This is a genomic window from Acinetobacter sp. YH12069 (assembly GCF_013419675.1).
Classification (GTDB): Bacteria; Pseudomonadota; Gammaproteobacteria; order Pseudomonadales; family Moraxellaceae; genus Acinetobacter; species Acinetobacter amyesii.
Genome location: NZ_VOZS01000017.1, coordinates 42,159 through 55,704, shown reverse-complemented (window position 1 = coordinate 55,704; position 13,546 = coordinate 42,159). Strand labels below are relative to the sequence as shown.

11 protein-coding genes are annotated in these 13,546 nt (G+C 42.8%); 7 read left to right on the top strand and 4 right to left on the bottom strand.

Annotated features, from left to right (window positions below):
- Nucleotides 1-67 precede the first annotated feature (67 nt).
- The 4 genes from xerD (at nt 68) to thrC (ending at nt 4,531) form a co-directional block, all read left to right on the top strand.
- Nucleotides 68-985, top strand: a complete 918-nt coding sequence (xerD, locus tag FTU16_RS12715; protein ID WP_180163401.1) for a site-specific tyrosine recombinase XerD — start codon at nt 68-70, stop codon at nt 983-985.
- Nucleotides 986-1,081: 96 nt separating this feature from the next.
- Nucleotides 1,082-1,894, top strand: coding sequence for a DsbC family protein (locus FTU16_RS12710; RefSeq protein ID WP_180010679.1), 813 nt, complete (start codon nt 1,082-1,084; stop codon nt 1,892-1,894).
- Between the two features lie 130 nt (nt 1,895-2,024).
- A complete protein-coding gene (locus FTU16_RS12705) occupies nt 2,025-3,329 on the top strand; it encodes a homoserine dehydrogenase (RefSeq protein ID WP_078192857.1) in 1,305 nt (434 codons plus the stop codon).
- Between the two features lie 62 nt (nt 3,330-3,391).
- Nucleotides 3,392-4,531 (top strand): threonine synthase, encoded by a 1,140-nt coding sequence (gene thrC, locus FTU16_RS12700; protein WP_078189447.1) that lies wholly within the window; start codon nt 3,392-3,394, stop codon nt 4,529-4,531.
- 126 nt (nt 4,532-4,657) lie between these two features.
- Here the strand turns inward: thrC and FTU16_RS12695 are convergent, their stop codons facing one another.
- Nucleotides 4,658-5,707 carry a serine hydrolase gene (locus FTU16_RS12695; protein ID WP_180004717.1) on the bottom strand — a complete coding sequence of 350 codons (1,050 nt, stop codon included), beginning with the start codon at nt 5,705-5,707 and terminating at the stop codon, nt 4,658-4,660.
- Nucleotides 5,708-5,919: 212 nt separating this feature from the next.
- Between FTU16_RS12695 and FTU16_RS12690 the strand changes: the two genes are divergently transcribed.
- From FTU16_RS12690 to FTU16_RS12680, 3 genes are read left to right on the top strand one after another with little or no spacing between them, the layout of a single operon-like run.
- Entirely contained in the window at nt 5,920-6,555 is a 636-nt protein-coding gene (locus FTU16_RS12690) for a response regulator (protein WP_078189449.1), read from the top strand.
- Between the two features lie 22 nt (nt 6,556-6,577).
- Nucleotides 6,578-8,143: a PAS domain-containing sensor histidine kinase gene (locus FTU16_RS12685; RefSeq protein ID WP_180163400.1), complete on the top strand. Its 1,566-nt coding sequence runs from the start codon at nt 6,578-6,580 to the stop codon at nt 8,141-8,143.
- Nucleotides 8,144-8,162: 19 nt separating this feature from the next.
- Entirely contained in the window at nt 8,163-9,590 is a 1,428-nt protein-coding gene (locus tag FTU16_RS12680) for a sigma-54 dependent transcriptional regulator (RefSeq protein ID WP_180163399.1), read from the top strand.
- A 22-nt stretch (nt 9,591-9,612) separates the two neighbouring features.
- Here FTU16_RS12680 and FTU16_RS12675 read toward each other — a convergent pair whose 3' ends face one another.
- The 3 genes from FTU16_RS12675 to lptG all read right to left on the bottom strand — a co-directional run bounded on the left by FTU16_RS12675 (nt 9,613) and on the right by lptG (nt 13,546).
- Entirely contained in the window at nt 9,613-10,788 is a 1,176-nt protein-coding gene (locus tag FTU16_RS12675) for a S41 family peptidase (protein ID WP_180145531.1), read from the bottom strand.
- Between the two features lie 17 nt (nt 10,789-10,805).
- Complete coding sequence (gpmI, locus tag FTU16_RS12670) at nt 10,806-12,353, bottom strand: 2,3-bisphosphoglycerate-independent phosphoglycerate mutase (RefSeq protein WP_180084517.1); 1,548 nt, start codon at nt 12,351-12,353, stop codon at nt 10,806-10,808.
- A gap of 122 nt (nt 12,354-12,475) precedes the next feature.
- Nucleotides 12,476-13,546 (bottom strand): LPS export ABC transporter permease LptG, encoded by a 1,071-nt coding sequence (gene lptG / locus FTU16_RS12665; RefSeq protein ID WP_180163398.1) that lies wholly within the window; start codon nt 13,544-13,546, stop codon nt 12,476-12,478.

Sequence of the window (13,546 nt, the reverse complement as noted above, 5' to 3'; positions counted from 1 at the left end):
ATTTTTTTAAATTACATTGCATTAAACCATTGTGATTTCTTGGTTTAATTTCGAAAATGAGCGGCACATGTTAAATAAAAAACCACGTATTCCAACCCCAGTCCAAATTCCAGAATCACTCAGTTTTTTACACGGATATCGTGATGATTTAATTGCTCAAACCGTCAGTCCACACACTCGAAATGCATATTTATCTGATTTAATTCAATGCAGTGAGTGTCATACGCATATCATGACAGATTGGAGTAGTGACGACATTTCAGATGTCTTGCTCAGCCTGACTAAACAAGGAAAAAGCCCTCGCTCGATCGCCCGCTCACTTTCTGCACTGCGTTCATTTTTCAAGTTCTTGCGTGAACAAAAAATACGCAGTGACAATCCTGTTGCAATCCATAAAACACCCAAATTGGGTCGTGCCCTACCAAAGGATTTATCTGAAGCAGATGTTGAAGCCCTGATTAATGCCCCAGACCTCAACACCGCATTGGGTCTACGTGATCGTGCCATGCTCGAAGTGCTGTATGCCTGTGGTTTACGTGTCTCTGAGTTATTAAATTTAAGATTAGAACTGATCAATCTGAAACAAGGCTATTTACGGATTACCGGTAAAGGCAATAAAGAACGCTTAGTTCCTTTAGGTCAAATGGCGGTGGAATGGATCGAGAAATATTTAGCTGAAGCACGTCCCGTCTTATACAAAAGCGCAACCGATGCTTTATTTCTCACTCAACTCGGTGGAATGATGAGTCGCCAAAACTTTTGGTACGCGATTAAACGCTATGCGCTCATTGCAGGTATTCAAGCCGAATTATCACCACATACCTTGCGTCATGCCTTTGCCACGCATTTGCTCAACCACGGTGCCGACTTACGTGTCGTGCAGATGCTGCTCGGCCACAGTGACTTGTCTACCACGCAAATTTATACCCATGTCGCGCAAGTTCGTATGCAAAAATTACATGCAGACTATCATCCAAGAGCTTAACGGCAGGAAATATCAGACCAAGAAGTTCTATCGTGCCCGATATTTTTTGCTATGCTTACTCACCTGTTTGATAAAGCTAAAAGAAAAGGGTTGTTTATGTTATTTACCCGTTCAAAAATTTTTCTCGCATCGACACTTGTTGCCAGTATGGCGTTAGTGGCTTGTTCTAATTCAAATAATGATGAAAAGAAAGACGCGACATTAACGGCAAGTACACCTGCAACTGGTGAAGCTTCGAATTTATCTGAACGTAATGCTCAGCAGCGTTTAATTGATACTTTGCAATCCAATTTGCAAAAAGCCAATATCAATGCCAAAGTCACTGGGGTGAAAGCGACTGAAGTTCCTAATTTGTTTTGGGTGAGTTTTGAAGGCATGCCTGCAGTCTATGCTACAGCTGATGGTAAATACATTTTCCAAGGCGACGTGGTTCGTTTGGGTGAAAAACAACTCTTTAATGTAGGCGATACGCTACAAGCAGACGCCAACAAAAAACTATTTGATCAATTAAAAACCGAAGACTTACTAATCTATAAAGCCAAAGGTAAAACCAAACACGTGGTTTATGTGTTTACCGATGTCAGCTGTCCTTATTGCCATAAGTTACATGAACAAATGGATGATATTAATGCCCGTGGCATTGAAGTCCGTTACATCGCTTGGCCACGTGGTGAACAACACATGCCAATGATGGAAACTATCTGGTGTAGCAAAGACCGTCGTGCCGCATTTGATAAAGCCATTGCCGGTGAGCAAATCGAGCCAGCATCATGTAAAAACCCAGTGCGCAGCATGTATGAAATGGGTCTAAATATTGGTGTGAATGGTACGCCAGCGATCTATAACGCAGAAGGCAAACACATCGGTGCTTACATGTCGGCTTCCGAACTTGAAAGTGCGCTTAAATAACTAATTTTTATAGGCTAAATGAATGTTTTTTATGGGTGGGAATAAAGTGATTTCTACCCTAGAGTCCGAACGTTTTTTTAGCTATGATCTAAACTCACTTAAAGCAATGATGAAATAAATGGAGTGTGACGTGAAACCAGTTCGTCTGGCAATCCTCGGTCTTGGTACTGTGGGTGGTGGTGCCCTTAAACTACTAAAAGAAAATGCTGCTGAGATTAAACGTCGCACCGGTCGTGAAATTGAAATTACCCATGTGGGTACGCGTCGCCCTCGTCCTGATTTAGAACTGCCTGCTTCAGTAAAGCAAAGTGCTGATTTATTGGATATCGTCCGTCAACCCGATGTAGACGTTGTGGTTGAAGTTATGGGCGGCATTCACCCTGCGTATGAAGTAATTCGTGAAGCAATCGTTCATGGCAAACAAGTGGTTACAGCCAACAAAGCTTTATTAGCTGAACACGGCAATGAATTATTTAAATTGGCCGATGATCATCACGTTCAGATTGCTTATGAAGCAGCTGTCGCAGGCGGTATCCCAATTATTAAAGTCCTCCGTGAAGGTTTGGCAGCCAATAAAATTGACTGGCTTGCAGGTATTATTAACGGTACAGGTAACTTTATCCTGACTGAAATGCGTGAAAAAGGTCGTGCCTTTGCAGACGTTCTCAAAGAAGCGCAAGAACTCGGTTATGCCGAAGCAGATCCAACTTTCGACGTCGAAGGAATCGATGCAGCGCACAAGTTAACATTGCTGGCTTCTATTGCTTTTGGTATCCCACTCCAGTTTGACAAAGTCTTCACTGAAGGCATCAGCAAAGTCACTGCGCAAGATGTCAAATATGCAGAAGACCTTGGTTTCCGTATTAAACATTTAGGTATTGCACGTCGTGCTGCAACGGGTATTGAGCTTCGTGTTCATCCAACGCTGATCCCTGAAGACCAACTGATTGCCAATGTAAATGGCGTTAAAAATGCTGTATTGGTTCAAGCCAATGCTGTTGGTCCAACGCTTTACTATGGCGCAGGCGCAGGTGCAGGCCCGACAGCATCAGCGGTGGTTGCTGACGTTGTCGATATTGTCCGTGACATCTCATATACCGAAGATGGCGCAGGTACAATTCCACAGCTTGCGTTTGAAGCCCTAACTGATTTACCAATTCTTCCACGTGAAGAAATGACCACAGGCTATTACATCCGTATTAATGCCGAAGATCAAACTGGCGTTCTTGCTGATGTCACTACGATTTTAAGCCGTGCAGGAATCAGCATCGATGCGATCATGCAACAGCCGCGCTTAAAAGATCTTATTCCTATCGTGATTCTGACTGATCCAGTCAAAGAATCTAAAATGGATGAAGCCCTTCAACAAATTCAAGCATTGCCTGTCATTCATGGCGAAATTGTACGAATTCGTTTAGAATCGCTTGATAATTAATCGGGTCGAGGGGAATATTTCAGTTCCTCTCGCCAAGCTCTACACACAATTGGAACATCATCATGTCTAATGCCAATCGTTATACTGGTTTAGTTGACCGCTATCGCGACCGTTTACCCGTATCTGCAACTACTCGCGCAATTTCTTTGGGCGAAGGTAATACGCCACTGATTAAGCTTGAGAACATTCCACGCATTATTGGCAAAAATGTTGAAATTTATGTGAAGTACGAGGGCTTAAACCCGACTGGTTCATTTAAAGACCGTGGTATGACCATGGCCGTAACAAAAGCAGTGGAAGCAGGCTCAAAAGCGATTATTTGTGCCTCTACAGGTAATACATCTGCTGCCGCAGCGGCGTATGCTGCACGTGCGGGTATTAAAGCATTCGTGTTAATCCCAGAAGGCAAAATTGCCATGGGTAAAATGGCACAAGCGATGATGTATGGCGCGGTAACGATGCAAATCCACGGTAACTTCGATGACGGTATGCGTCTTGTAAAAGAAGTTGCGGATCAAGCACCAGTTACGATTGTAAACTCAATCAACCCATACCGTCTGCAAGGTCAAAAAACCATTGCTTACGAAATCGTTGACGAATTAGGTCGTGCACCAGACTACCACTGCCTACCTGTAGGTAATGCGGGTAACATCACAGCACATTGGATGGGTTATACCGAAGCTGTGGCGAATCAGCCTAAAGAAGAATTTGTACAAGTAGTTTATGATCCTGAAACTGATCAATTCACAGGTCCAAAACCTGCGGGTCTACCAACAATGGTGGGTTACCAAGCTGCTGGCGCGGCACCATTCCTACGCGGCGCACCTGTAGAAAACCCTGAAACTGTAGCAACTGCGATCCGTATTGGTAATCCACAAAGCTGGAACCATGCTAAAGCCGTAGTCCGCGACTCAGAAGGTTGGTTTGACGAACTGCAAGATGCTGAAATCTTAGAAGCACAGCGTCTACTATCTATGTACGAAGGTGTATTCGTAGAACCTGCTTCTGCAGCGTCTATCGGTGGCGCGATTCGTGACATCAAAGCAGGTAAAATTGCTGAAGGTTCTGTGATCGTATGTACTGTAACAGGTAACGGTTTAAAAGATCCTGACACTGCCATCAAGCAATGCCAAGATGCCGTAATGTTGTCGATTGATGCAACTATGGATCAAGTTCGTGATTCAATTCTGTCAAATATGTAATTTATATGCTGACTGAATAAAAAAAAGCCCTGCTCTTGCAGGGCTTTTTTTATATCTTGCATTCACTTCAGCATTTAAACGTTGAGTAAATCTAAATACTGAAAGAATGAAAAATCTGAAATCTTGTTAAATACGTTTTGGTAACTGGCTCGCCCAGTTCATTAAACGAGTCGCATCATTGGTTCGTGCCACTGAAGAATCCGCACCCAATAACACCACCACCGCTGGACGGTTATTCAGTGTGGTATGCATCACAACACAGCGCCCTGCTTCATTAATAAATCCTGTTTTTGAAATATTAATATTCCAACCACCATTACGCACTAAAGCATTAGTATTGTTTGATTTCAACACGCGGTAGCCCAAATTAAAGTCATAACTTGGTGTGGTTGAAAATTGACGAATCAAACCATACTGCGAAGCGGTATTCACCAAAATCCCCAAGTCACGTGCCGAAGCGACATTGCCTGGGTGCAAGCCAGTCGATTCCATATAATGAGTCGAGTTCATCCCTAATGAGCGTGCTTTCGCATTCATCGCTGAAATAAATGCAGAACGACCACCTGGATAAGTACGTGCTAATGCCGAAGCCGCTGGGTTTTCAGATTTCATCAAAGCAAATAGCAAAGCTTCTGCGCGGTTCATACTGTCGCCAGCACGCAGCGTTGAACTTGAGCTTTTACAGCCTGAACATGAGAAATCAGACTGTTGTAAGGTAATCTTTTCAGACATGTTTAATCGGGCATCTGAAATCACTACTGCTGTCATGAGTTTGGTAATTGATGCAATCGGTAAAGCGGTATTGCTATTTTTGCTATATAGCACTTCACCAGTTTGACCATCCATAACCAGTGCTGCACGCGCATTTACAGAGGGCTGTCCTGCGTATTGATTGGTATCAATAATACGGACCGTTTTCGATGGTGCTGTCTGTACCACACCGCCTGTACTACGTACAGAAGTAGTCACTTTCGTTGACCCTTGAGGAGATGGCTCTTCAGCGCTATAAGACACGTCACCGTTGAGTAACTGGTTTGCATCTTCAGATGACCAGCTAATATTTGACTGCTGATTTGCAGCACTATTCATCACAATTTCAGCAGAACTGAAACTGCTCATACTGAATAAAATTGACATGCCCAAAACGTGCATGAAGGATTTATTTAATTTTTTCACCATTGCTCACTCAACTCAGGATACTAAACATTTGCGCAAGACCAGCAATATGCCGTACATTGGTCACAACTACGAACATTTTTTGCTCACACATTGTGTATGAAGTTTTTCATTTCATATAAGAATAGGATTGCTAATTTTGTCGTTTCATTGCAAGCTTATTTTGCTTTATGTAACAAAAAAAACAGATTTTGATTTGAGGGAGAGTGTAGGTGATCACAGTTTTGGTGGTAGATGACCATGAATTAGTCCGTACTGGTATTTGCCGTATGCTCGAAGACCATGCAGATGTCCAAGTCATTGGACAAGCCGAATCGGGTGAAGATGCGATTACACTTGTTCGCCAACACCATCCAAATGTCGTTCTATTAGATGTCAATATGCCGGGGATCGGAGGTGTAGAAACCACACGTCGCCTACTTCAAACAGCGCCAGATACAAAAGTCCTCGCAGTCAGTGGACTTGCTGAAGAACCCTACCCGTCTTTATTGTTAAAAGCAGGTGCCAAAGGCTATATCACCAAAGGTGCACCAGTTACTGAAATGGTCCGTGCGATTAATAAAGTGATGCAAGGTGGCAAATATTTCAGTGCAGACATTGCGGAACAACTGGCTAGCTCATATTTGTCTGATACACAACAATCACCTTTTGACGCCCTGTCTGAGCGTGAAATGCAAGTTGCCATGATGGTGGTCAATTGTATTAGCGCACAAGAAATTTCCGATAAATTATTCGTTAGCGTTAAAACAGTGAACACCTACCGTTACCGCATTTTTGAAAAACTGAATATTGATAGTGATGTCAAACTAACTCACTTGGCGATTCGCTACGGGTTAATCAAACCTTAACACAACGTACATCCTGTTACTTATGACACAGCGTTCAATCCATAGTGAATTGAACCAGTATCATTTGGGCCTTTGGTACAGTGCTTATCGCTTTATCATCAGTGCCTGTCTGTTACTGGTCTTTTTACTGACCTACACTCAATTCAGTTCAGATTATGAATACCCACGTTTATACCTATATGTATTGACGATTTATTTGCTGTTTACCAGCATTCAATTCATGTCACTTGGACGTTTCAAAGTCCGGATCCCAAACCAGTTACTACTGTTATTCATTGTAGATGTCATTTCGCTGAGCTTACTGACCTTAGCCATCGATGGACCTAATTTACATTTGAGTTTGCTGTTTGTGATTACGATTTTTGCAGCATCCCTGTTATTAGATGCCCAAAAAGCTTTGGTCATCACCCTCATCGCTGTGATTTGCGTGGTGTATCAACTGTTTTTAGGTTCAATTCTTGAATTTACCTCACTCAAAAATTTAACCAACAGTGCGATTTTGGCTTTTTTATTTTGTGTGGTGTATGGCAGTGCGCAAATTGCCGTGAAACGTTTCCAGTTACTAGAAAATCTGAATTTTTCGCAATCCTTAGAGCTACATCGACTACAAAACATTAACCGCTATATCTTGGAGCAGATTGATACGGGCTATTTGGTGTTGGATGAAAACTGTCATGTGGTGCTGAGTAATCCTGCTGCTTGCCATTTACTCGGCATGCCAAATTTTTATCATCATGATCAATATCCACTGTATACCACGCAGCCCGATTTATTTGAATTACTCAAATTTGAAGATTTAAAAAGCGGTGAAAAATTCCAATTTGAATCCCAACAAAGCCAATACCACATTCAGGTACTCGTACAAAAACTCGTTGTGCCGCATCAAATGCTGACCTTGCTGATTTTACAAGATGCACAAAAACTCAATCAGCAAGTGCAACAACTAAAATTAGCCGCTTTAGGGCAACTCTCCGCCAGTATTGCACATGAAATTCGTAATCCTTTAGCGGCGATTGTGCATGCCAATGATTTATATCCGCAAAGTGATACCGAACAACAGCACATGTTGAATCATATGATTTCACGTCAAGCGGTGCGGATTGACCGAATTATTCAAGACACCCTAAATATGGTGCGCAATAAGGAAACCCATCCGACTCGTCTGAATCTAGAGCAATTTTTACCGTTGTTCCTGCAAGAAGATCTGGCAGACATTCAACAGAACATTCGGCTCAATGTACAAGCCAAGACTTTAATCGATTTTGATGAGGCACAGTTCAGACAAATTTTAATCAACCTAATTCGTAATGCGATTCGCCATAACAATCCGGACATGTCGTATATCGAAGTGGTGGCGCGTACGGATCAGAAAAAAGTCCAGATCGATGTCCGAGATTTCGGTCATGGGATTGCTTTACAAAACCGCGCACAGTTATTTCAACCATTTTTTAGTACCGAAATTACTGGAACTGGTTTAGGATTATATCTTGCTCATAGCTTCTGTGAAGCGAATCAAGCACAGCTTTCCTATGTAGAAAAAAAACAGGGAGCTTGCTTTAGGATTGAGTGCTTACAAGCTGTTATTTAATTGTTTTTAGGGGAAAACTGTGGATTCACAACCACTGGTATTGTTAGTTGATGACGAAGAAGACTTATGTATGCTGATGCAGATGTCTTTATCAAGGATGGGGGTTAAAACGCATGTTGCACATCGCCTCGACGAAGCTAAAAAAGCCTTGTCTACCTATAGCTACGATGCCTGCCTAACCGATCTCAACTTACCCGATGGTAATGGTCTACAGCTCTTAGATTGGATGAATGAACACTGTCCTGCCCTGCCCGTTGCTGTGCTTACAGCCTATGGCAACATGGACATTGCCATTGCCGCATTAAAGGCGGGAGCATTCGATTTTGTCAGCAAACCGATCAATCCCAAACATCTTGAACAACTGCTACAAAAAGCCCTGAATAAGCCATTGGCCGAAGACATTACTTCGCAAGATGCTTTAGAACATAAAATGTTGATTGGTGAATCGCTTCCAATCCAGCAATTGCGTCGAACTCTAAAGAAAATTGCACGTTCACAAGCACCTGTTTTTATTACGGGTGAATCTGGTACGGGTAAAGAGGTCGTGGCCAATTTGGTTCACCGTTTAAGCAACCGTAATGAAGGACCCTTTATTGCCATTAACTGCGGGGCAATTCCCACAGAGTTAATGGAAAGTGAACTTTTTGGCCATAAAAAAGGCAGCTTTAGTGGTGCCACCCAAGACAAACAAGGTCTGATTCAATCTGCACATGGCGGTAGCTTATTTTTGGACGAAATTGCCGAACTACCTTTAGCCATGCAAGTTAAATTGCTACGCGCAGTACAGGAAAAACGTATTCGTCCTGTAGGTTCAGACTGTGAAATTGACGTTGATTTCCGTGTGATCAGCGCCAGCCATCAGGACTTAGAAGCACTCGTCCAACAAGGTCGCTTCCGCCAAGATTTATTCTTCCGCATCCATGTGATGGATTTAGTGTTGCCTGCTTTACGTGAACGTGGCGACGATATCCTCTTATTGGCTCAACATTTTATTCAAAAAATTAGCCATGAATGGGAAATTGCCACTAGGCCTCTAACTGAACGTGCGAAGAGTTTCCTGCTCAGCCAATATTATCCAGGTAATGTGCGTGAACTCCGCAATATTATCGAACGCGCTATGACCCTCTGCGATGATGATCAGATTGATCTTCAACATCTGCAAAGTGCGCCATTAAGACAACCAAGTGCTCAGTTCAATTCCGCTCCAACAACGAATGAATCCGCTCAGCTTGCTGCAAACAGCAACGAACAGAGTGTGGTCCCTCGCAAACTACCTGAAGAAGGCTTAGAGCTCTTTTTAGAAAATATCGAAAAAGAAGTGCTCATGAATGCGTTGAACATCACCCACTGGAACCGAACCCTTGCCGCAAAAAAATTAGGCATGTCATTCCGTTCATTGCGCTATCGTTTGAAAAAATTCGGCTTAGATACCGAAGATGAAGAGTAAAAGCTTTCCAGCGTATTGCTGTTTATTTTTGATTCAGCAATAACTCTGCAACATGATCGACATAGTGGTCTTCACGTGCATCATGTTGCAGCGGATAGTTATAGTCGGGCTGTACCCCAATTCCTTCAATCATTTTGCCATTCGGCGTCAGATATTGTGATACGGTCATCTGTAAGGCTGCACCATTACTCAATGGAAATAGCTTTTGAACCACACCTTTACCATAACTTTTCTCACCCGCCACCCATGCACGTTTATGCTCTTTTAATGCTGCGGTAAAGACTTCTGCGGCAGAAGCAGAACGATTGTTGATTAAGATGCCGACTTTCATATTTTGAAATTCAAAACTCGGTAAAGCCTGAAACTGTTGGTCACCCTCAGATCGACTTCGAGTCGACACAATAATGCCCTGATTCAAAAATAAATCGGCGGACTCCACTGCTGCGGACAATAACCCCCCAGGATTATTTCTTAAATCAAACAATACGGCTTTGACACGCGAACCATGACTTTCAATTAAACGCTTAATTTCATTGGCAGTATCTTGTTGAAAAACTTTAACGTGTAAAACTAAAACCTGATTATTTAATAATTTAGATTCTATATCTGTTTCAACTTTAGTGTTTCTGACCAAATTGATCGGTTGACTTGCAGTTATCAATTGTAGATTCAGCGTTGAGCCTATACTGCCGGTGAGTAGGTGTCGCACTTGATCTTGATTGAGTTTTTTGAGTTCTTGATCATCAATTTTAAACACCGCCGCGCCATTTTTCAGACCTAGCTTTGCTGAATCGGCATCAGGCTTTAAATTGGTGATGACCCATTGCTGTAGACCTGCATCAAAGCGCAAATTGAAATCCACACTCGCAATATCCCCTTCGGTGTATTGCAAAAGCTGCTTATAGTCTTCAGGTGAAAGATATCGTGAATAACGGTCTAAACCACTGACCATGCCTTTGATGGCTTGTTGGAATAATGCATCGTCATTTTTTTCAACGACATAATTTTCTTTGACAATGCCATAGATTTGAACAAATTGTTGGATTGATTCGACAGGTACTTCGGCATAACTTTGTTCATAGCTGCCATCAAATTCATCGAAAGCCGACTTTGCTTTATCGGCTCCCCATGTCGAATGACTAGAACACAGCAGCAAGGCTGTAAGGCTTACAACTGACGTCCAGTGTGCTTTAGTCATTCATGCTTCCTTACATTTTAAGCTTCAAGAGTAATCAAGTTACGACCTTGCATTTCTGTTGGTACAGGAATGTGCATAAGCGTTAAAAGTGTCGGTGCTACGTCAGCCAAAACACCACCTTCTGCAATTGTTGCATTGGTCGGGCCAACATAGATAAACGGCACAAGTTCAGTGGTATGTTGAGTATGCACCTGACCACTTTGGTAATCTTGCATTTGCTCTACGTTACCATGATCGGCGGTCACTAACATGTGACCTTTATTTGCCATCACAGCTTCATATACACGACCTAAGCACGTGTCTACAGCCTCAACTGCTTTGACTGCTGCATCAAACACACCAGTATGACCAACCATATCACCATTGGCATAGTTCACCACGAGTAAGTCGTACTCACCTGAGTTAATTGCGGCAACCAACTCATCAGTGACTTCATAAGCACTCATTTCTGGTTTTAAGTCATAAGTCGCAACGTTTGGTGATGGAATTAAAATACGTTTTTCACCCGGATATTCATCTTCACGACCACCACTGAAGAAGAAAGTAACGTGTGCATATTTTTCAGTTTCAGCAATACGCAGTTGTGTTTTACCCAAATTAGACAGGTATTCACCAATCGAGTTATGCAACGCTTCTGGCATATAAGCCACAGGTGCATCAATTGTTGCTTGGTAACGTGTCAACATGACAAATTTTGATAAAGCGGGAACCACTTTACGTTCAAAACCTGCAAAATCTTTTTCCACAAAAGCTTTGGTAATTTCACGCGCACGGTCAGCACGGAAGTTCATGAAGACAACGCTATCACCATCTTGGATCGGTGCTAAATCACCAATACGCGTCGCTTTCACAAATTCATCTGATTCTTCAGCAGCATAAGCCTGCTCTAGACCTTCAACAGCAGTCGCTGCTGTACGCACTGCTTCACCTTCAGTTAAAAGACGATAGGCTTGCTCAACACGATCCCAACGGTTGTCACGATCCATTGCAAAGTAGCGACCAATCATGGTGGCAATACGACCTTGACCCGGATACTGAGCAAACAGCGCATCTAATTTTTCAAGCGAAGGTTGTGCGCTTTTTGGTGGCGTATCACGACCATCAAGGAATGCATGAAGATACACTTTTGCACCGCGTTTTAATGCCAATTCAGCCATCGCCACAATGTGATCTTCATGTGAATGCACACCACCTTCAGACAACAAGCCCATGATATGTACAGCACGATTTGCAGCTTTGGCTTTTTCAACCGCATCGACTAAAACGTCATGTTCAAAGAACGCACCGGTACGAATATCTTTGGTAATACGAGTAAAGTCTTGATACAGCACACGTCCTGCACCAAGGTTCATGTGGCCCACTTCAGAGTTACCCATTTGACCATCAGGTAAACCAACGTCTTCGCCAGAGCCTGAAATCAATCCATGCGGATGCTTTTCCTGCATTGCAGTCAAGTTAGGTCGTTTTGCTGCTAAAAAGGCATTGTCCTCGACCGCTTCGCGATGACCCACACCATCCATAATTACTAATACGTGTGGGATTTTGCCAGCAGTTGCATCCGTCATAATGAACACTCTTTCGTTTATAAATTAATCATACTATCTTACCGAATTTTCGGTGAAGACTCTATGTGACAACCATGGTTTATCTAGGTCATCAACATTGTTTTACTCAATCTTGCATGCACTTAACGTGCGCGGTGCAGCAAGTAGCCACCCGCTACAAACATCAAAATAATCGGTATAAAGACGAACCATGCAGGCGATGGTGCGTACACCAAACTTGCATAACCCAAGAAATCTTGTAAGTAGTAAAAGCCCAGTCCAGCAAATAAGGCAATCACCAAGCGGAAACCCATCGACTGTTGACGTAAAGGTCCAAAAATAAATGAACACGCAATCACCACCAAGGCAATTAAAGCAAAGGGCGAACCAAACTTTTGCCAAAATGCCAATTGGTAGGTCTTCGGGACTTGGCTATATTCATGCATATAGCTCATAAAGCTCACCAATTGACTTGGTGATAAATCTTCAGGGTCAATGGTAACCATATGCACATATTTAGGTTGCAATGCCAATGAAAGCAGCTGTTCAGCATTTTGCTTAGCTACAGCATCACCCGTCGCTAATAGGTCGACTTGGGTTGAATTTTGCAGTGTCCAAGAGCCATTTTTGACAAAATTCCCTTGCTCCGCATCCAAAGTGCCTCGCAAACGATATTTTTCATCAAAATCAACAACCTGAACATCTTTAATTTGACCTTGTGAATTGGCATAGTCAATATAAATAAAGCGTTGGCCTTCACGTGACCAATAGCCTTTGACTTCGCCCAGTTCAGCCGCAGTGCGGTGACTTTTGACGCTTTTGGCTTGTTCATTGGTATAGGGAATGACCCATTCGCTTAATGCAAAGGATAAAACCACCAAAATGAGTGCCGAACGAATCACCCAGCCCACAATCCGCCAAAGGCTGATGCCGACCGAACGCATGACAATCAATTCACTGTTTGAAGCTAGAGTCCCTAAACCCAATACCGCGCCAATCAAGGCTGAAATCGGTAAAATTTCATATAAATAATTCGGTGAACTCCATAACACATACTGCAAAGCATTCCATGCGTTATAACCTTCTTTCAGCGAGCCCAATTCACCTAAATAAGTAAAAAGCACTTGTAAGCCAGCCAATACCGCGGTCGCACCAAGCATGGCTAAAGCAGTAGTTTTGGTCACATGTTTTGCAACTATACGACGTGCCAACAT

Bases quoted from the DNA above. Each gene is read 5' to 3' on its own strand.
- gpmI (WP_180084517.1), bottom strand. From the start codon at position 12,353: ATGACGGATGCAACTGCTGGCAAAATCCCACACGTATTAGTAATTATG.
- thrC (WP_078189447.1), top strand. From the start codon at position 3,392: ATGTCTAATGCCAATCGTTATACTGGTTTAGTTGACCGCTATCGCGAC.
- FTU16_RS12685 (WP_180163400.1), top strand. From the start codon at position 6,578: ATGACACAGCGTTCAATCCATAGTGAATTGAACCAGTATCATTTGGGC.
- xerD (WP_180163401.1), top strand. From the start codon at position 68: ATGTTAAATAAAAAACCACGTATTCCAACCCCAGTCCAAATTCCAGAA.
- FTU16_RS12675 (WP_180145531.1), bottom strand. From the start codon at position 10,788: ATGACTAAAGCACACTGGACGTCAGTTGTAAGCCTTACAGCCTTGCTG.
- FTU16_RS12710 (WP_180010679.1), top strand. From the start codon at position 1,082: ATGTTATTTACCCGTTCAAAAATTTTTCTCGCATCGACACTTGTTGCC.
- lptG (WP_180163398.1), bottom strand. From the start codon at position 13,546: ATGTTGGCACGTCGTATAGTTGCAAAACATGTGACCAAAACTACTGCT.